The 19,082-nt window shown below is 63.1% G+C and carries 16 protein-coding genes and 1 tRNA gene; 2 read left to right on the top strand and 15 right to left on the bottom strand.

What is annotated here, in order from left to right; genetic code table 11:
* Positions 1-167 precede the first annotated feature (167 nt).
* The 4 genes from QD228_RS14050 to trpB all read right to left on the bottom strand — a co-directional run bounded on the left by QD228_RS14050 (position 168) and on the right by trpB (position 5,387).
* Positions 168-244: transfer RNA gene (locus QD228_RS14050), tRNA-Arg, on the bottom strand.
* Positions 245-340: 96 nt separating this feature from the next.
* Complete coding sequence (locus QD228_RS14045; protein WP_279875914.1) at positions 341-2,716, bottom strand: EAL domain-containing protein; 2,376 nt, start codon at positions 2,714-2,716, stop codon at positions 341-343.
* A gap of 470 nt (positions 2,717-3,186) precedes the next feature.
* Positions 3,187-4,026: a tryptophan synthase subunit alpha gene (gene trpA / locus QD228_RS14040; protein WP_084208158.1), complete on the bottom strand. Its 840-nt coding sequence runs from the start codon at positions 4,024-4,026 to the stop codon at positions 3,187-3,189.
* 125 nt (positions 4,027-4,151) lie between these two features.
* On the bottom strand, positions 4,152-5,387 hold the full coding sequence (gene trpB, locus QD228_RS14035) for a tryptophan synthase subunit beta (protein ID WP_077374435.1): 1,236 nt from the start codon (positions 5,385-5,387) through the stop codon (positions 4,152-4,154).
* A gap of 181 nt (positions 5,388-5,568) precedes the next feature.
* Here trpB and QD228_RS14030 point away from each other — a divergent pair, with 181 nt between their 5' ends.
* Positions 5,569-6,537, top strand: a complete 969-nt coding sequence (locus QD228_RS14030) for a LysR family transcriptional regulator (protein WP_077374533.1) — start codon at positions 5,569-5,571, stop codon at positions 6,535-6,537.
* 117 nt (positions 6,538-6,654) lie between these two features.
* On the opposite strand, the gene purU is transcribed toward QD228_RS14030, so the two are convergent.
* Positions 6,655-7,509, bottom strand: a complete 855-nt coding sequence (gene purU, locus QD228_RS14025) for a formyltetrahydrofolate deformylase (RefSeq protein WP_077374535.1) — start codon at positions 7,507-7,509, stop codon at positions 6,655-6,657.
* A 363-nt stretch (positions 7,510-7,872) separates the two neighbouring features.
* Between purU and QD228_RS14020 the strand changes: the two genes are divergently transcribed.
* The gene (locus tag QD228_RS14020) at positions 7,873-9,453 is read left to right on the top strand and encodes a ribonuclease J (RefSeq protein WP_084209644.1); all 1,581 of its coding nucleotides are present in this window, start codon (positions 7,873-7,875) and stop codon (positions 9,451-9,453) included.
* A gap of 214 nt (positions 9,454-9,667) precedes the next feature.
* On the opposite strand, the gene QD228_RS14015 is transcribed toward QD228_RS14020, so the two are convergent.
* From QD228_RS14015 to QD228_RS13970, 10 genes are all read right to left on the bottom strand, one after another.
* Positions 9,668-9,955, bottom strand: coding sequence for a hypothetical protein (locus QD228_RS14015; protein ID WP_077374537.1), 288 nt, complete (start codon positions 9,953-9,955; stop codon positions 9,668-9,670).
* A 238-nt stretch (positions 9,956-10,193) separates the two neighbouring features.
* Entirely contained in the window at positions 10,194-11,183 is a 990-nt protein-coding gene (gene moaA, locus QD228_RS14010; protein ID WP_084208155.1) for a GTP 3',8-cyclase MoaA, read from the bottom strand.
* Positions 11,180-11,743, bottom strand: coding sequence for a molybdenum cofactor biosynthesis protein MoaE (locus tag QD228_RS14005; RefSeq protein ID WP_077374541.1), 564 nt, complete (start codon positions 11,741-11,743; stop codon positions 11,180-11,182). The genes moaA and QD228_RS14005 overlap by 4 nt, the downstream gene beginning before the upstream one ends.
* 1 nt (position 11,744) lies before the next feature.
* Positions 11,745-12,560, bottom strand: a complete 816-nt coding sequence (gene moaC / locus QD228_RS14000) for a cyclic pyranopterin monophosphate synthase MoaC (RefSeq protein ID WP_077374543.1) — start codon at positions 12,558-12,560, stop codon at positions 11,745-11,747.
* A gap of 167 nt (positions 12,561-12,727) precedes the next feature.
* Positions 12,728-14,098, bottom strand: coding sequence for a gephyrin-like molybdotransferase Glp (glp, locus tag QD228_RS13995; protein WP_279875913.1), 1,371 nt, complete (start codon positions 14,096-14,098; stop codon positions 12,728-12,730).
* Positions 14,099-14,133: 35 nt separating this feature from the next.
* Positions 14,134-14,757 carry a molybdopterin-guanine dinucleotide biosynthesis protein B gene (gene mobB, locus QD228_RS13990; protein WP_279875943.1) on the bottom strand — a complete coding sequence of 208 codons (624 nt, stop codon included), beginning with the start codon at positions 14,755-14,757 and terminating at the stop codon, positions 14,134-14,136.
* Positions 14,758-15,221: 464 nt separating this feature from the next.
* A complete protein-coding gene (gene mobA / locus QD228_RS13985; RefSeq protein WP_077374547.1) occupies positions 15,222-15,971 on the bottom strand; it encodes a molybdenum cofactor guanylyltransferase MobA in 750 nt (249 codons plus the stop codon).
* Between the two features lie 95 nt (positions 15,972-16,066).
* Positions 16,067-16,759 carry an ATP-binding cassette domain-containing protein gene (locus QD228_RS13980; protein WP_176493387.1) on the bottom strand — a complete coding sequence of 231 codons (693 nt, stop codon included), beginning with the start codon at positions 16,757-16,759 and terminating at the stop codon, positions 16,067-16,069.
* Between the two features lie 176 nt (positions 16,760-16,935).
* The gene (locus QD228_RS13975; RefSeq protein ID WP_279875912.1) at positions 16,936-17,610 is read right to left on the bottom strand and encodes an ABC transporter permease; all 675 of its coding nucleotides are present in this window, start codon (positions 17,608-17,610) and stop codon (positions 16,936-16,938) included.
* Positions 17,611-17,636: 26 nt separating this feature from the next.
* A complete protein-coding gene (locus QD228_RS13970; protein WP_077374553.1) occupies positions 17,637-18,566 on the bottom strand; it encodes a substrate-binding domain-containing protein in 930 nt (309 codons plus the stop codon).
* Between the last annotated feature and the right edge of the window lie 516 nt (positions 18,567-19,082).

Raw genomic sequence — 19,082 nt, 5'->3', positions numbered from 1 at the left:
TGCTGCTCAAGCCGGGGTCCGGCTCACCCTGAAAGCTGCTGGCGCATGGGCGCGTAGGACGTGACCCGGAAGCCAGAGGGCAGGCAAGCGAGAGACAGCAGAAAGACACCCTGTACAGAGAGTGACGAGAGATTCAGGAAAGAATGACGCGGGGATGAATGAAGGGCTGGCGCCCCCTGCAGGAGTCGAACCTGCGACCTGCCCCTTAGGAGGGGGCCGCTCTATCCAGCTGAGCTAAGGGGGCGTAGCGCTGCGCAGTATAAGCCATTGAAGTGGCAAGATAAACCCGTTCGGCCCGCGCGTGCCGCCCTCCTCACGCCAGGCAAGAGCATCATCGGCCTCATGCGCCGAGCACTCCGGCTTCGATCTCATCGAGCACGTCCTTCATGGGACGGGGGCGCCCCAACAGATAGCCCTGGACACGCTGACAGCCCAGCTGACGCAGCACCTCGAACTGCTCGGAGGTCTCCACTCCCTCTGCCACCACTTCCAGCGACAGGGCACGCGCCATCACCAGCATCGCACGCACGATCTCGTTGGCATGGCAGACTTCCTGTCCGGGAGTCTCGCCAGGTGCAGGCGCTGCCAGCCCGTCGTCATCGATGAGACGCAGATCCTTGATGAAGCTGCGGTCGATCTTCAGTTCACTGAGCGGCATGCGGCGCAGGCGTGCAAGATTGGAATAGCCGATCCCGAAATCGTCGATGGAGAACGTCAGCCCCAGCGCCGCCAGCTGGTCGACCTTCTCCAGCATGTCGGCCTCATCTTCCGCCGCCAGGCTCTCGGTGATCTCCATGCGCAACATGTCCGGCGCGAAGGCATGGCGCTTGAGCAGGGCTGCGACCTGCGGCACGAATTCCGCGCTGCGAAACTGTACCTGACTGACATTCACCGCGATCGGCAGCTGATGTCCGCGTATCGCCATGTCTTCCAACACCGCACAGGCTTGCCCCAGCACCCAATGACCCAGCTCGACGATCAGCCCTGATTCTTCCGCGATCGGGATGAAGGTCGCGGGCGAGACATTCCCCAGCAGCGGGTCATTCCAGCGCAGCAACGCCTCAAGACCACAGAGCCTGGGCAGCTGATGCTCAAGCGAGGCATCCGACTGCAGGGAGAATTGCGGTTGGAGATGGACTTCCAGATGCTGACGGGAAAGCGCACTGCGCAGGGATTGCTCCATCTGGGTGGCGGCGATGATGCGATTGCGCATGTCCGGTGAGAAGAAGCACATGCGTGCACGCCCGGCCCCCTTGCTCTCATAGAGCGCGATGTCCGCCTCGTGCAGCAGATGGCCCCAATCGTCTCCCTCGTCTTCTGCCGCCCCGGAAAGCGTCTGATACCCCTCGTCCGCCTCATCCGGACGCGGATACAGCGTGATGCCCAGTGAGCCGGACAACTGATGCGCACGCCCTTCCAGCTCAACCGGTACCCGCAGACGTGCCAGCAATCCCTCGCCGACGTGCATCGCTCGGGCCCTGGCGTCCTCCATGCCACCGAAGCGAGGCGCCAGCAGCACGATGAACTCATCCCCGCCCTGGCGCGCGAGCACATCGCCCGGCTCCAGCAACTGCTCCAGTCGGGCGGCGATCTGGATCAGGGCACGATCTCCCGCGTCATGCCCCAGTACATCGTTCAGACGCTTGAAATGATCCAGATCCAGGAACATCAACGCCCCGACGCGCGTTTCTTCCAGAGCGAGGTCCGCGAAGGCTCCGAGCTTGCGACGCAACAGCCGACGATTGGGCAGGCCCGTCAATGCATCATGCAGCGCCTGATAGGTGAGCTGCTCATCACGCCGATGGCGTTCTATCGCCAATCGAGCCACGTTGACGGCGACCTTCAGCAAGCCGAGATGGCTATCGTTGAAGACATCGCCGGACGTGGCATAGAAGGCGAAACTTCCCAGCGGATTGCCTGCATCATCGAGGATGGGCATGGAGAGACAGGCATCCAGTCCCAGCGCGTGGGGATGATGACGGAAGCCCTCCCAGGCGGGGTCCTCGCCGATGGCGGGGGTCAGCACCTGCTCACGCCGCCACATCGCCGTACCACAGGTGCCCACCCCCTCCCCGATACGCAGGCCGGAGGTGAACTGCATGAAGCTGGGAGGCAGGCTCGGCGCCTTCCCCCCGATGATTCGTGTACCTGCCTCATCCAGAAGCAGCAGCGAGGAACGCACGCGAGTCGCGACGGCCTCGATGGCCTGACACAGGTCCAGCAGGGTCTTGTCCAGCGGCTGGCCAGCCGTGACGGACTCAAGCAATCTGAGCTGGGAATGGCTGAGCTCCAGCGCCAGATGCGCCTGGGTCACATCGGTATGCACGCCGAGATAACCGGTCAGGGTGCCGTCGGCGGCCATGAGCGGTATGCAGCGCAGACGAAGGCGCAGCGGTCGTCCATTCGCATCGTGGTGGAGCAGCTCCTCGTCACTGGGCTCACCCAGCTCGCACTGCTGATGCATTCTGGCGATCACCGTCCTGTCGGAATCCTCACCCGTCAGAAATTCACTGAGCACCTGACCGGCCAGGTCTTCTGCCCGGTATCCCGTCAGCTCCTCGAAGGCCGGATTGACCCACTGCACACGCCCTTGAAGGTCGTATCCACACACTCCATTGGAAGTATGCTGCAACAGCTGATGCAAGCAATTGCTGCCTTCCAGGCCGTCAACCGAAGCAGCGGAGGTGGCCGCGGCGGAGGACGCTGATGGATTCATGGACATGTCGTTTCAATCTCCCTGCCGATGCTGCCTGAAGGTTCATGGCTTCTGGCACAGTCAGCATGTCGGTCGCACTCGATCTTTCCTTCCTGAAGTGCCGGGCGCCTTGGCACCGACTCTCCTCTCATCCTGCTGGTCAAGTGTCACTTGTCCTTGAGTATAAGTAACCCTCAATCTGCGTTGAATGAAGGCGAAATCTCACGAATCCTCTGCCTCGAGCGCGAGGCAGGCACTGCCATGTCGAGCCTTCGCGGCAGGATGGTCTTCTCTGGCGTGGTGGGATCCGAGAGCGCGCGAGACCCTCCCGCGCAATGCTCGAAGGACAGCACAACGTGATGACACAGCCGGACGGATACGACCGAACGAAAACAGACGAACGAAAACAGCCACGCCCCGACCAGAGGTCGAGGCGTGGCTGTGTCACTACCCGAGGGGAAGAGGCGAGCTGGCTACCCCTGAGCGAACCCTCAGTGGCGCGCCGTCTTCAGCGCATCCGCCAGTTCACGGGTCAAGGCATGTACCGCTTGGGTGCCCTGCTCCGGTGTCTCGGCATTGGCCTGCAGATCGATCAGGGCCGAGCCGACCACGACTCCGTCGGCGAAACGACCGATACGCGCCGCCTGCTCTGCGGTACGGATACCGAAACCGACCGCGACGGGAATCTCGGTGTGCTCCCGGATACGGCCCACTTCGGCCTCGACCTTCTCGGCCGTCGGTGCAGCGCCACCGGTCACGCCATTGCTGGAGACGTAGTAGAGGAAGCCTGAGGTATTGGCCAGCACGCCCGGCAGGCGCGCGCTGTCAGTCGTCGGTGTCGCGAGTCGGATGAAGCTGATACCGGCGGCATTGGCCGGCTCACACAGCTCATCGTCGTGCTCCGGCGGCAGGTCGACCACGATCAGGCCATCGACACCGGCCTGGCTTGCCTGCTCGAGGAAGGTGGCCACACCGCGACGATAGATCGGGTTGTAGTAACCCATCAGCACGATGGGCGTGTCCTGATCCTGCTTGCGGAATTCCGTGACCATCGCCAGGGTACGGTCCATCGTCTGGCCGGCCTTCAGGGCACGCTGGGTGGCATGCTGGATCGCCAGACCATCGGCCATCGGGTCGGTGAACGGCATGCCCAGCTCGATGACATCGGCACCGGCCTCGGCCATGCCGAGGAAGGTCGCGAGGCTGGCATCATAGCCGGGGTCACCCGCGGTGATGTAGGTCACCAGCGCTGCGCGATTCTCGCTGCGTACGGCAGCGAAACGGCGGTCAAGACGGCTGCTGGAAGTGGTGTCAGTAGCGGAAGTGCTCATCAATAGACTCCGAATTTGCTGACCTGCAGGCAGCGATTCACCTGCAGGCGAAGAAGACATGGGGCGGATGGACCCGGTCAGCGTCTGACCTCTCCATCGCCGGGCATTGCGCGACAGGCGCGGCGTTACTCGCCGTCAGGATTCAGGCCCAGCTCGTCCGCCAGATGATGGGTAACGGTGGCCATGTCCTTGTCACCGCGGCCGCTCAGATTGACCACCATCAGATGGTCCTTCGGCAGGCCCGGTGCACGCTTGATGACTTCCGCCAGCGCGTGGGAAGACTCCAGCGCCGGAATGATGCCTTCCAGGCGACACAGCATCTTGAAGGCGTCCAGTGCTTCCTGGTCGGTCGCGGCGACATACTCGGCACGCTTGATGTCGTGCAACCAGGCGTGTTCCGGGCCGATACCCGGATAGTCGAGCCCTGCGGAGATGGAGTGCGCATCACCGATCTGCCCCTCGTCATCCTGCAGCAGGAAGGTGCGGTTACCGTGCAGCACGCCCGGCAGGCCACCCTTGAGACTGGCGGCGTGGCGCGGCGTGTCCAGACCTTCACCGGCAGCCTCGACCCCGATGATCTCGACGCTTTGCTCGTCCAGGAACGGATGGAACAACCCCATGGCGTTGGACCCCCCGCCGATGCAGGCGACCAGCGAGTCCGGCAGACGGCCTTCCTTCTCCTGCAGCTGGACGCGGGTTTCCTGACCGATGATGGACTGGAAGTCACGCACCAGCTGCGGATACGGATGTGGGCCCGCGACAGTACCGATGATGTAGAAGGTATCGTCGACGTTGGTGACCCAGTCACGCAGCGCCTCGTTCATGGCATCCTTCAGGGTGCCATCGCCGGCGGTGACCGGGATCACCTTGGCGCCCAGCAACTGCATGCGCTGAACGTTGGGCTGCTGACGGTGAATGTCGGTGGAGCCCATGTAGATCACGCAGTCCAGACCGAAACGCGCCGCCACGGTGGCCGTCGCCACGCCGTGCATGCCGGCACCGGTCTCGGCGATGATGCGCTGCTTGCCCATGCGGCGTGCCAGCAGCACCTGGCCCAGCGCATTGTTGATCTTGTGAGCGCCGGTGTGCATCAGATCTTCCCGCTTGAGATAGACCTTGGCACCTCCGAGATGCTCAGTCAGACGCTCGGCGTAATACAGCGGGCTCTGACGCCCGACATAATCCGCGGAGAGACCGGCCAGTTCCTCGGCGAAGGCCGGATCCTGCTTGGCGGCTTCATACTCGCGCTGCAGGTGCAGAATCAGCGGCATCAGCGTCTCGGCGACGAATCGGCCGCCGAAGTCACCAAAGAAGCCCTTGGCATCCGGGCCTTGACGCAGGGTAGCAGTCGACTGGCTCATGCAAATCTCCTCGAAGTCATGTCAGTGGCGGGGCACGCTGGTGCGGCGTCTGCGTTCTTGGCCTGCGTGGTGCACCCGACAGTATGCTGACCATCCTAGCGCTCGGCACGCGGGATGAAAAACGATATATTCGCCAAGATGTGTGAGTTTATCTCACAGGACACTCAGCAGGAGACATCCGATGGCCCGCCTGACTCCGCCCGATTCATCCTCTCCCGCCTCTCTGGAGGCATTGCCCTCGCTGAATGCCTTGCGCGCCTTCGATGTGGCGGCTCGCTTCGAGAGCGCGTCGCGTGCCGCCGAGGCGCTGCACGTGACCCACGGCGCCGTCAGTCGTCAGATTCGCCAGCTTGAGGAAACGCTGGGGACACAGCTGTTCGACCGTGCTGGCCGCGGGCTGAAGCTGACGCCGGCGGGTCATGAGCTGGCGGCCGCCACACGCCATCACTTGAGCGGCCTGGCACGGGTCTGTGCGGACCTTTCCCGCAGTGATGCCCGCGCGCCCTTCGTGCTCAGCTGCCCGGGCTCCTTCCTCGCCCGCTGGTTCATTCCGCGGCTGGGTGCACTCAAGGCAGCCCTTCCGGAGCTTGAACTGCATCTGACTGCCAGTGACGACAACGAAGGCCTGCGCTCTGGCGTGGATGGCGTGCTGCGCTTTCAGACTCCCCCCTTCACCCAGGCTGAGCATCAGGAAACGCGAATTCTCGGCACGGAGCGCATCGGCCCGGTGCTGCGTCCGGACACTGACTGGCTGGGCGAGACCACCGCGACTCCCGCACCACAGACTCTTCTGACCTTGCCGCTGCTGCACACCCGCTCGCGCCCGCAGGCCTGGCCGGACTGGTGCTCACGCCAGGGCCTGTCCAGCGATCAACTGCACTACGCGCAAGGCTTCGAGCACCTCAACTATCTGTTGGAAGCGACGCTGGTGGGATTGGGCGTGGGCATCACGCCGGATTATCTGGTCGAGGAGGACCTGCGCAGCAGACGCCTTATCGCGCCGTGGGGCTTCGTCGAGACACGCGCCTGCCTGACGCTGACGCTGCCCGAGAGCGGTCGCACACGGGCACGACACCCTCATGCAAAAGCCCTCGCCGACTGGCTGGCACGGGAGCTGAATACTCCGCCTGTCACCTCTCGCAACCCATGACAGGCACCTGCGCCACGCCGTCCTGCGGGCAGGTGCAGGAAACAAGAAGACCGGCACCCTTTCAGGTGCCGGTCTCGGTTCAGCCGCTTGGCTCAGGCAGTCAGCCCAGAGCGCGGATCAGGCAAAGACGATGGTCTTGTTGCCGTGGATCAGCACGCGGTCTTCCAGGTGCCAGCGCAGGCCACGCGACAGTACCTTCTGCTCCACGTCACGCCCGATGCGCACCAGGTCTTCCGCGGTGTGGCAATGGGTGACTCGATGGATGTCCTGCTCGATGATCGGGCCGGCATCCAGCTCCTCGGTCACGTAGTGACAGGTAGCGCCGATCAGCTTCACGCCGCGGCCGAAGGCCTGATGGTACGGCTTGGCACCGATGAAGGACGGCAGGAAGCTGTGGTGGATGTTGATCAGGCGGCCGGCATAGCGCTCGCAGAGGCTCGGCGGGATGATCTGCATGTAACGCGCCAGCACGATGCTGTCGGCCTCGGCCTCTTCCACCAGTCGTTCGACCTCGGCAAATGCCGGCGCCTTGTCATTCTTGTCCACCGGCACATGGTGGAACGGAATGCCGTGCCATTCGACCAGTGAGCGCATGTCTTCGTGATTGGAGATGACACAGGGGATATCGCATTCCAGATCCCCCGACTGCCAGCGGTGCAACAGGTCCACCAGGCAATGGGAATCCTTGGACACCATCAGCACGACCCGCTTGCGAGCAGCCGTGTCATGCACCCGCCACTCCATCCCGAACTCTTCCCCGATCGGCGCGAAGCGCTTGCTGAGTTCAGCGGCGCTGAGGCCGATGGACTCGGGGTTGATCTCATAGCGCATGAAGAATCGACCCGCACCCAGATCGGAATGCTGATTGGCTTCGGTGATCCAACCGCCTTGCTCGGCGATGAAGGTAGAGACTCGGGCAACAATTCCCACCTGATCAGGGCAGGACACCACCAGGCGATAGGCGTGTGACATCGTATGTTCAACCATTGTGAAAGCGGGGAATGATATTCAGCCGGTAACGACTACCGACACGCTCGGGAGTCCGTGCATCGACGCCATGGCTCCCGGCAAAAGGTGCGCCATTGTAGCCGATCACACGCGACGAAGCAGCGCCCTTCAACGAGAGTGAATGAATTGTCAATTCGACCTCGGTTTCGCCCCTCGGGGTGGCCGGCGAGAAGTGCCGTCATTTGTGGCGCTTTGCGGGATTCCCGTATAGTTGAGTGACATTTTACTGATGGCATGACATCCATGTTGAAACCCCGCGTTCAAGTCCGTCAGAGACAACGTCCACCGCTGCATCTTCTGCCGCTGGGCGGCTGTGGCGAGATCGGCATGAATCTGACGCTATATGGTTACCAGGATCACTGGATCGCCGTGGATTGCGGCATGATGATTCGCCAGGATCTTCCTGAAGGCCCCTTGCAGGTACCCGACACCGAATCGCTGGCAAGCCTGGGCATCTGCCCGGAGATGCTGGTGATTACCCATGGTCACGAAGACCATATCGGTGCCGTTGCCTGGCTGTGGCCGAAATGGCGCTGTCCGATCATCGCCACACCACTGGCCGCGGGCCTGCTGCGGGCCAAGTTCGCGGAACGCGAACTCGAGACGTCCAGCCTGCAGATCATCGAGGTCGATGAAGGCTTCGAGTCCGGGCCCTTCGCCTTGCGCCTGCTGCCGTTGACCCACTCGATTCCCGAGAGCTGCTCGCTGCTGATCGTCACGCCGGAATATCGCGTGATGCACACCGGTGACTGGAAGCTGGACCCGGAGCCGCTGATCGGTGAGCCCACTGACCCGGAGCGCTATCAGGCGCTGGCGCCGGTCGATCTCGTGGTCGGCGACTCCACCAATGCCCCTCTGCCCGGCCACTCACGCAGTGAAGGCGAGGTGGCGCGTGCACTGGAGAAGACGCTGGCCGGCTGCCGTGGGCGGGTCGTGGTGACCTGCTTCGCGAGCAATCTGGCGCGCATCCTGGCACTGGGTCGTGCGGCGGCTCGCAATGGCCGTCGGGTCACGCTGCTGGGCCGCTCGATGGAACGCATGGTGCGGGTGGCGCGCGGACTGGGCTATCTGGAAGATTTCCCGCCGCTGGTGCCGGTAAAGGACCTGGGCTATCTGCCGCCGGAAGAGGTGATGGTGATCGCGACCGGCAGCCAGGGCGAGCCACGGGCGGCACTCTCACGCCTGGCCAACTCGCGCCACCCTGATTTCGAGCTGGCGGCGGGCGACACGGTCATCTTCTCCTCCAAGGCCATTCCCGGCAATGAACTGGCGATCGGCAAGCTGCACAATGCCCTGACTCGCCTGGGCGTCGGCATCATGGAAGAGAAGCAGTTCCCGGATCTGCATGCCTCAGGCCATCCCGCCCAAGAGGAGCTGCGCACCTTCTACGGCTGGCTGAAACCCACGCGGTTGCTGCCGGTGCACGGCGAATACCGTCACCAGCTGGCGCACACCCAGGTAGCACAGTCCCTGGGCATCGAGGCACCGCTGATTCCCGTCAATGGTGACGTGATTCGTCTCGATGCTCAGGGGCTGTCCGTGGAAAAGCGTCTGACGTTGCAGGAGCGGATCATCGAGCACGACAAGGTGCGGCCACTTGACTCGATGGACCGTCGTGCACGAGCGCGTCTCGGACGCCATGGCAGCGTATCGCTCGCCTTGCCCCTGACGCTGCAGGAAGCCGGTTGGGTGCGTATCGGCCGCCTGATGCTGGACGTCAGTGGTACGGCCAGACTGGATGAAGACAGCTTCGCCGAGTGGCTCGATGACACCCTGGCCGGACTCGAGACCACCGACATCGACACCGTGAAACAGCAATTGAACAGCAGAATCAATCGCTGGCTACGCAATCATCTGCGTCACGAGCCGGTGCTCTTTCTGCATGTGATGACCATGGGTGACAGCTGAAGACGCCATGACAGGCAAGCCTGTCAGGCTACTGCGATTCCCCCGGCCTTTCACCTGCCTTGAAGCATGAAAAAGCCCGATCGGAAAAATACCGATCGGGCTTTTTCATGCCTGAATGCACGCTGGAACATCCATCAGCAGAGACGTCCCACTCTACCGTCATGACCGCCAGTGTGATCCACCTCATCCACTGGGGCCCCGTGCCGGGCAACGCTTACTGTGCTGACTTGTTCTTCGGCGGACGACCGCGACGCTTCGGTTGGTCACTGACCAGATCATCGACGGAAAGACCCGCTTCGATCATCGCATCACGAATCTCGGCAAGCTTGCGCTCCTTGGCGATTTCTTCTTCGCGACGCTGTTCATCTTCCTCGGCTTTCTGCTCAATGACTTCATTGATGACTTCAGAAAGCTTGTGCAGTTGTTCCATGGACAACTGGCGTGCCGCTGCACGTGCGACATTCTTGTTGCGAGCGATCTTTTCCAGGGATTCTGCGGTCATCTTGCTACCTCCACCATGCGGGCGAAACTGGAATCCAATGAGGGACACGATAGTTGATTGGATGTTGCAGCAAAGTATAAGCCTTAATTGAAAGCTGACAAGCCTTGTCAAAAGCAAGGCAGTGTTGCCACAGCACCGCCCAACAAGAACCCTGCTCGAAGGCAGGGTTCTTGTGAAGGTTCATCGTGTTGTCGAGTGGATATCCAAAGCCAGCCAAGAGATTCAGATGGCGATTTCGTCAGCCACCGGTCATGTTCATGAAGCGGACGATCTGGACATCACCATCGGTCGTGAAGTGGTGACGCTCCGGCTTGAGATGCATCGCCTCGATGATGGCCGCCTTGAGAGGTTCGATATTGCCGGGGTCGCGGCGCATGATGGCACGCAGATCCAGCGAGTGCTCATTGCCCAGACATAGCAGCAGACGCCCTTCTACCGTCACTCGAACACGATTGCAGGTCGAGCAGAAGTTATGACTGTGCGGCGAGATGAAGCCTACGCGCGTTTCACTGTCTGCCATGCGGAAATACCGGGCCGGTCCCAGACTGTCTTCCAGCGTCGGTATGAGCGCGTGATGCTCCTCTATCCGTGCCTGCACTTCATCGCTGGAACAGAACGTCTCCTCACGCCCGTGATCGGACACCTGCCCAAGCGGCATTTCCTCGATGAAGCTGATATCCAGCCCTTCCTGGCGCGCGAAGTCGACCAGAGAAACGACCTCATGATCATTGCGCCCCTTGAGCACGACAGCATTGAGCTTGATGCGAAAGCCTTCTGCCCGCGCGGCCCGGATACCGGCGATCACCTTGTCGAGATCCCCCGTACGCGTCAGGGCCTTGAAGCGCTCAGAATCCAGAGAATCAAGACTGATGTTGAGGCGCTGCATGCCGGCGGCCTTGAGACGAGCGGCATGCTTGACCAGGCCCGCCCCATTGGTGGTCATGGAGAAATCCTTCAGCCCGTCAAGCGCGCCGATATCTTCCACCAGAGTACCGATATCGCGTCTGACCAATGGCTCACCACCGGTCAGGCGAATCTTTTCGACCCCAAGCTCCACGAAGGCGCGTGCCAGCAGGGCGATTTCCTCGAGACTCAATACCTCGTCCCGCGGTAGAAATGTCATCTCCTCGCTCATGCAATAGACACAGCGAAAGTCACAGCGATCCGTCACGGAGAGACGCACATAGCGAATGCGACGCCCGAAATCATCGACCAGGGTTTCCATCAACCATCTCCCAGGGTCTGAGGTGTCACAGGAGTCAGGGAATCCTGCTTGGCAGAGTGTGTCCGAGCGCCTTCTGCCGAAGAGTGCCAGCGCTCCAGAGCATCGCGATCACTGGAGCGCTCCTGCACCCAGTAATCGCCAGAGGCGGTATGCTCCTTTTTCCAGAAAGGCGCACGCGACTTGAGGTTGTCCATCAGAAAGTCACAACCGGCAAAGGCGGCCTGACGATGCGCGCTCGCCACCAGCACCAGCACGATATTGTCCATGGGCGCCAGGCGCCCGATGCGATGGATGATACGCGCCCCTGTCAGCGCGAAACGTTCCTGCGCTTCCACCAGCAACGCCTGCAAGCTGCGCTCCGTCATGCCGGGATAATGCTCCAGTGTCAGTGCCTGGACATCGGGGCGTTCATTGAAATCACGCACCAGCCCGGTAAAGGTCACCACCGCACCGATATCCCCCCGAGCATGGGTCAGGGCCGCCTGCTCGGCGCGAATATCGAAATCCGCTGACTGGATGCTGACCGAAAAGGCCCGATCGGCAGTCGCAAGGGGTGTCGTCATCTCAGCCTCCCGTGACGGGCGGGAAGAAAGCGACTTCATCACCGGCCTTCAGAGGATGATCATCACGCACCATGTCCTGGTTCACGGCGCACAGCACGCGCGAGTCATTGAGCGCTTCCAGCTGCGGATCACGCAGTGCCAGGGTGCGCTTGAGCCCACCAACCGTGGCATCGGCCAGGGTGGCAGGGTTGAGCGAGAGTGACTCAAGGTCGAGACGCTCACGCAGCTCGGCCAGAAACAGGATGCGCAGATTGCCGTTCACCGCCGTGACAGGCGACACGTCCTCGGATGCGACTGCCAGGGCGGCCGGCACTCCCGTCGGGGCTGGCGCCTCCTCCTGCATGGCCTCACGCTGCCAGTCACCGCTCTTGCCACCTGTCTTGGTTTCCAGCTGGATGTCGCCGATCACGATGCCCTTATCCACCGCCTTGCACATGTCATACAGGGTCAGTGCTGCCACGGAGGCAGCCGTCAGCGCTTCCATCTCGACACCTGTGCGGCCGTTGAGGCGACAGAACACCTGTATCTCGACACAGCTGTTCACTTCATCCAGCGTGAAATCGACCGTGACCTTGGAGAGCATCAAGGCATGGCAGAGCGGGATCAGCTCATGGGTGCGCTTGGCTGCCTGGATGCCGGCGATACGCGCCGTGGCCAGCACATCTCCCTTGGGCAGGCCGCCCTCCGCCAACAAGGCCAGCGTGGCAGGCAGCATGCTGACCCGCGCACTGGCACGGGCCTCGCGCCGGGTTTCCTGCTTGTCCGCGACATCGACCATATGGGCTTCGCCGCGGGCGTTGAGATGGGTAAGGCTCATTAGCTGTCTCGTATCCGTATCAGGTCCGCCGGGGGTGGCGGTTACCTCTGTAAGCATGGGCGGTCGTCACGACAGCCCGGTAGATCCTGTTTCTTGGTCTGTCGGCGGACCGAGGATGTCGGACGACCCGCCGAACTCCGCGTTCGATCGCTCGGCCTGGCAGGCCATCAGGACAGGCCACGCGTCCCCAGCCATTGCACCATGACCGGGTCGCCGGCCTGGAGGGAGGCGCAGCCTGCCGGGATCTCGATCAGACACTGCGCGGCCAGCATCGAAGTCAGAATCCCCGATCCCTGGCGGCCAGTAGTAGTCACGACCTGACGCCCCTGGTCATCGAGCGTCACCCGGCCGCGATGATAATCGACTCGTTCAGGCCGTGAGCGCAGCGTCTCGCCTGCCACCATCTGCAGACGCGGTGACTGCCAGCATGCCAGGGTCTCCGAGTGGTCTGCCGGTGCCGGGCTCAGCGGACCCAGCCCCCCCAGCATGCGCAACGCCGGCAGCACGAACTGCAGATAGGTCACCATGGTGGCGACCGGATTGCCGGGCAGACCGAAGAACGGCACCTGCCGGCCTTCCTCTGCCGCCAGTGCGCCAAAGGCCAGAGGGCGCCCGGGACGCATGGCAATCCGCCACAGCGCCAGCTGGCCACAGGCCTCCAGCGCGCTGCGCACATGATCTGCCTCGCCGACCGACACGCCGCCGGAAGTGATCACCAGATCCGCCCGCGCCGCGGCATCTCGCAGGGCAATGCTCAACGCCTCGCGCTGGTCACGCAGAATGCCGAGATCCAGCACCTCGACTCCCTCGGCATGCAAGGCAGCCGTGAGGCTGAAACGGTTGGCATCATAGATGCCGCCGGCCGGCAAGGGCTCTCCCGGCGCCGTCACTTCATCACCGGTCGAGAAGATCGCTACACGCAGCGGACGATGAACGGTGAGTTCGGCCAGTCCCAGCGATGCAAGTACCCCGATGGCCGCCGGCGACAGCCATTGCCCCGCCGAGATCACGTCACTACCACGGGCGATATCCTCGCCGGCCTGACGCACATTCTGCCCTGCGCGAACGCTGCTGGCGCCGTCAATCACGACCTGCTCGGCAGTCTCGGCGTCACCCGCCTGGCTATCGGCATCAAGCATTGAATCAGGCGAGGCGTCGGGCGTGAAATAGTCGAGCTGCTCCTGCATGACCACACTGTCAGCACCCGCCGGCATGGCCGCACCGGTCGTGATGCGCAATGCCTCCCCCGGAGCCAGGGCACGCCCCGTCCAGGGGTGCCCTGCCAGCGAGCTGCCGATGACTCGGAGCTGGCATCGATCCCCCTCATCCAGCGCGCCGGCAGCCAGCGACGCGTGGGCCAGCGCGATACCGTCCATCGCGGCATTTGTCTGGGCAGGCACGTCCAATGGCGATATCACCGGCTCAGCCAGAACATGTCCGACGGCCTGGGCGAGTGGCACGCGCTGAGTGGGCCGTGTCGCCGCGAGCTTCGCCAGACTGCCTCCCAGCACTGCAAGCGCCTCGTCGACACTCAGCATCCGCTCACCGAATCTTGGGTCAAAGCACGACAGACTCAAGAGGCCGCCTCCTGACGGGGCTGGCCGCCATTCAATCGCCATTGCACCGGCCAGGCCGCCACCCAGGCCGCCAAGGCATCGATATCATCGAGATCCAGCCGCGTCAGATCCGCGGGAAGCGCCACCGGGAATTCGCCATCGGGCTCATCAACTGGCTCATCCATTGGACCCGGCACGGCAAGTGCCCGTATCCAGGGGTCATGCAAGGCCCGCAGCGGCTTGCCGACGGCCGCGCGATGCAGCTCAAGCTTGGGCAATGGCCACTGCTTGAACCCCTCGACGAGAATCAGATCCACCGCCAGCCCATCGAGCTGCGCGACAAGCTGCTCCAGATCCGCCTCCTCTTGATCGGGCGTCTCCATCATCAGCGCAAAGCGCCGGGCAGAGGCAACCAGCATGGGAGTTGCCCCCGCCGAGCGCAGGCGATGACTGTCCTTGCCCGGCGTATCCACATCAAAGGCATGATGAGCGTGCTTGATGACGGCGACTCGCAGACCACGCTCACGCAAGGCCGGCAGCAACTGTTCCAGCAAGGTGGTCTTGCCCGTGCCGCTCCAGGCGGCGATGCCCAACAGCGGACAGGCCGAGGCGGCAAGTCTCGCCGCCCAACCGGGTGACATCGCCCCGCCGCCGGTATCAGCGGAAGAGCAAGAATGAGAGACAGTGGACGCTTCGCGCCCCATGGCATCAGTGGGCAACTCGGGCATGACGATTCTCTTGAGGTTTCCGGCGTGCTCACGACGTGATGGCCGATACGATTCGATGATTCTGATGGCATCGACCCACATGTCGGGCCCTTTTCTCTCAGCGCCGCTCATGAGGAGCGCTGGCGACATGATGAAAAAAGGGTGGCCTGCCGCAACAGGCTTGCCTGTAAATCTGCAAGTCCAAGGCCAGGCATGCCTGCCGCGGCAGGACAATACGCCGCTGAATTCCAACATGTACGGCAGGTGAGCACTGACCGTGGATCATTATGACTCGACTGGCCAGCGGAGTGGGGTCGGATGACACGCCTTGAATGTCCTGCGGCTCAGGCTCAGGCTCGGCAGCGGCCGCGCCGCAATGGCAATCGATGCGGGCAGTCTCAGCGGGGGCCGGATTCCATCGCTCTGCACTCATCCAGCGTATTGAGATTGGCGAAGTCTTCGGCCTTGCCCGCTTGCACCGTCAGCCAGACATGTTGCGCGAACCAGCGGTCGATCTTGCGCTCACCTGCCGCCAGGGCGGCTTCCAGTGATGGCAAAAGGCCACGGTGCAGGAGGCAGATGACGGGGTGATAGCGCTCGTCATCGGCGGCCACCGCCAGCAGCGCCGGCTCAGCCGAGGTGTCATCCCCCTGCACACGGTAGCCGGCCAGCCTGTCACCGTTGGCGTGATCTATCAGCGCCACGCTCAGGGTATCCACGAGGTCATTGGGCAGGTGCGGCACGTCGCAGGCCACCACCATCACCCACTCGGTATGCGCGGCGGCCAGCGCACTGGCCATGCCCATCAGAGGGCCGTGATAGCCCGCCTCACGGTCTTCCACCAACGGATGACCATAGGCGGCATATTCCTGATGCGAGCGATTGGCATTGATCAGCAGCTCACCGACCTGGGGCGTGAGGCGTGCCAGCACATGCGCGATCAAGGGCACCTCATTGAGCATGACCAGTCCCTTGTCGACACCGCCCATGCGCCGGGCCTGGCCGCCTGCCAGGATCACACCGGTGATGTTGGCCGGCGTCAGCGAGGCCGCCAGCTGTTCACCACTGGCCGGCAGAGGTGTCACGCCGGGATTGGTTTGGCCATCACGAGAGGGGCCGGAGTTGGCATCAGAGTGGGGTCTGGACATGCGAGAGGGTCTCGATGCAGGCGCGGCGGACGCGCGAGAAAATTCCTCTGATCACGCAAGACACGGGAACCGACGATACCTTCTCCGTGTCGGGCTCAACCAGGCATGCGCTCAGTGTGCAGGCTAGCTTCCGCCAACGTCCAGCGTGCCGTACAGCCATGACTCAGCGCGTTGTCCTGATGCGAGGACAGAATCACCGCGCAACCCGCCTGGGACATCTGCTCGAGACGGATGGCCAGCTGCTCCACGGCGGCCTGGTCGAGATTGGCCGCTGGCTCATCCAGCAGCAGGACGGGAGGACGCGACAGCCAAGCGCGCGCCAGTGCCAGACGTGCACGCTCGCCACCGGACAGCGAGCGTGCCGGCTGACGGGCATGCTCGCTCAGACCGCTCCACTCCAGCATGGCCTCGACCTGATCGCGCTGCTCGCCGGCAGAGCGCCGTTGCGGCTGCCAGCGCGCCGCCAGCACCAGGTTGCCGGCCACGCTGGTATCAAAGAGATAGGGTTGCTGGTGCAGATAGCGTATCTGGCCGGCGGCCCCCTTCTGCCAGCGAAGCTCTCCACCACTGGCAGGCTGCATGCCGGCCAGCACCCTGAGCAAGGTGGTCTTGCCACTGCCATTGTCTCCGCTCAGATGTACCCAGCCGCGCCTCGGGTCTGGCGTCCACTCAAGAGAGGGTATCTGCCACAGCAAGCGGCCAGGGCTCGTGGGAGCGTCAGGCAGACGATACTGCAGGTCACGCACCCACAGCAGACTTTCCTCGGCGAGGGTTCGGGGCTCTGGCACAGACTCTGCCACGGGTTCTGGCATAGCGTCTGGCACGGGTTCTGACGACGAGGTCAGCATGGCCTCATGGGGAGATTCGCCCGGCGAGGAGGATGAGGGCGAAGAGTTGAGGGGGGACATCGAAACTCCAGACGACAATTCAGACTTGCGCGATGCGGTGATCCACGGCACGCCACTCAGACCTGTACGGCCAGCTGACCACGGCCACGCAGCAGCCCCAGCAGCAGATTGAGCACCAGGGCCAATATCAGCAGCACCATGCCCAGGGCGACCCCCTGAGCGTATTCTCCCTTGAGGGTCTCCAGGGCGATCGCGGTCGTGATGTTGCGGGTAAAGCCGGCAATGTTACCACCCACCATCATGGCGCAACCCACTTCCGCGATGATTCTACCAAACGCCGCCACCAACGCGGCCATCACCCCGAAGCGTGCCTCCATCACCAGCCGCCACAACGCCGCAGGCCGGGATGCCCCCAGTTGCAATGCGGTTTCCCAGGCACGTCTGTCCACGCCAGCCAGTGCCGCATGCAGCATCACCACCAATATCGGCAGCGCCAGCAGAATCTGGCCCAGAATCATCGCTGGCTGGGTGAACAGAAGATGCCAATCCCCCAGAGGGCCTGCCCGTGACAGCAGAATGAACAGCAGCAGCCCCACCACCACGGTGGGCACGGCCATCAGGGTATTCACCAGCGAGATCAACAGCCAGCGCCCCGGGAAGGCGCAACGCACCAGCACGAAGGCGATCAGCAGAGCCGGCGGTACAGCCACCAACATGGCCATCAGCGAGACCCGGAAAGAGACGCCGATGATTTCCCAGAGTGCGGCGTCCATGCTCAGCAGGAGGCCCATGGCCTCCTGCGTGGTATGCCAGAGCGTCACGAACGCGGCGCCGCCTGCTGGGTGGCAGTCTCACCGCCGGCTGCCTGACCTGCACCACTGCCATCCGCAGTCTTCTGGGCATCGAAACCGGTTTCACCGTGGCTGGCATGGAACAGCGCCTGCCCCTTGAGACGGAAGTCATCGATCGCCTGCTGACCCTCACGGGAAATCAGCCACTGAGCCAGCGCACGGGCGCCTTCGGTGTTCAGACCTTCATGATTGGCCGGGTTGACCAGAATCACCTGGTAGGGATTGAACAGGCGCGCATCTCCCTCCACCAGCACGGAAAGGTCGAGCTTGTCCTGCATGGCAAGCCAGGTGCCGCGGTCACTCAGGGTGTAATCCTGCAGCTCGCTGGCCATGCTCAGCACCTTGCCCATCCCCTGCCCCACGGCCTTGTATGCCGAGAAATCGGGGACGACATCGGCGCTCGCCCACAGCGACAGCTCCTTCTTGTGAGTCCCGGAGTCATCACCGCGTGACACGAAGCCGGCATTGCTCTCGGCAATTCTGGCCAGGGCCGCGTCCACGTCGGACATGCCCTCGACATTGGCCGGATCCGCCTTGGGCCCCAGCAGCACGAAGTCGTTGTACATCACGCCATGTGGCTCGATGCCATACCCGGCATCGACGAACTTGCGCTCCGCGCCCGGCGCATGCGTCATCACCAGATCCACATCGCCATCCTGCCCCATGCGCAATGCCTTGCCGGTCCCCACGGCGATCACCTGGACAGTGACATCGTTGGCCTGTTCGTATGCCGGCAACAGATTGTCCAGCAGGCCGGAATTGTAGGTACTGGTGGTGGTCGCGAGGCGGATGATGTCATCCGCGGCCTGAGCGGGTTGCAGGCTCAGCGCGCCGAGAGACAGACCGGCGATGGCACCCAGCAGATGGCGGGCGGAGAGGATGTGGCGATGCGGCATGAGGTAGCTCCCTGGCGTGTCATTATCGGGGTGATTCACGAGGGAGATGTGCCTCCAGCGGTGGCTGGCCATCTCCCCGCGGCAAGACATTGCAAGCAGCGTGCCCGCAAGGCCACGCTCTCGCCATTCACTTGGTGACTTGTCCTGCACATGGCCCGCTGGCAACGCTTGGATGCCCGGGTGAGCGCCGGCGAGAATACTGACAGGATATCGCCGCCCTGCCACAAGCGGGTCATCTTGACCCACCCGTGAGCCTGCGCGGGACGACACGATACACTGTTCCTTCGCGCTGGCCACCCGCTCGCGGCCCTGACTCTCGCTGCTACGATGGCCTCATGCGCGAGCCTCTAGATCTCGCTTCACCCGACACCGTGGTGACTGTGGCCGCGCCGGGCGAAAGCGAATGCCGAGAGAATGGCGAGATCGAGAGAATGGCTAGATAAAGTACCGTGCGCCGCGCGACAATGAGCGAACGAACGCCACCCTGACACGCCATACCCGTATGACCATCGCCCC

Origin of the sequence: Cobetia sp. 3AK (assembly GCF_029846335.1) — a bacterium.
Lineage (GTDB): Bacteria > Pseudomonadota > Gammaproteobacteria > Pseudomonadales > Halomonadaceae > Cobetia > Cobetia marina.
This window is presented reverse-complemented; position numbering and strand designations above follow the sequence as displayed.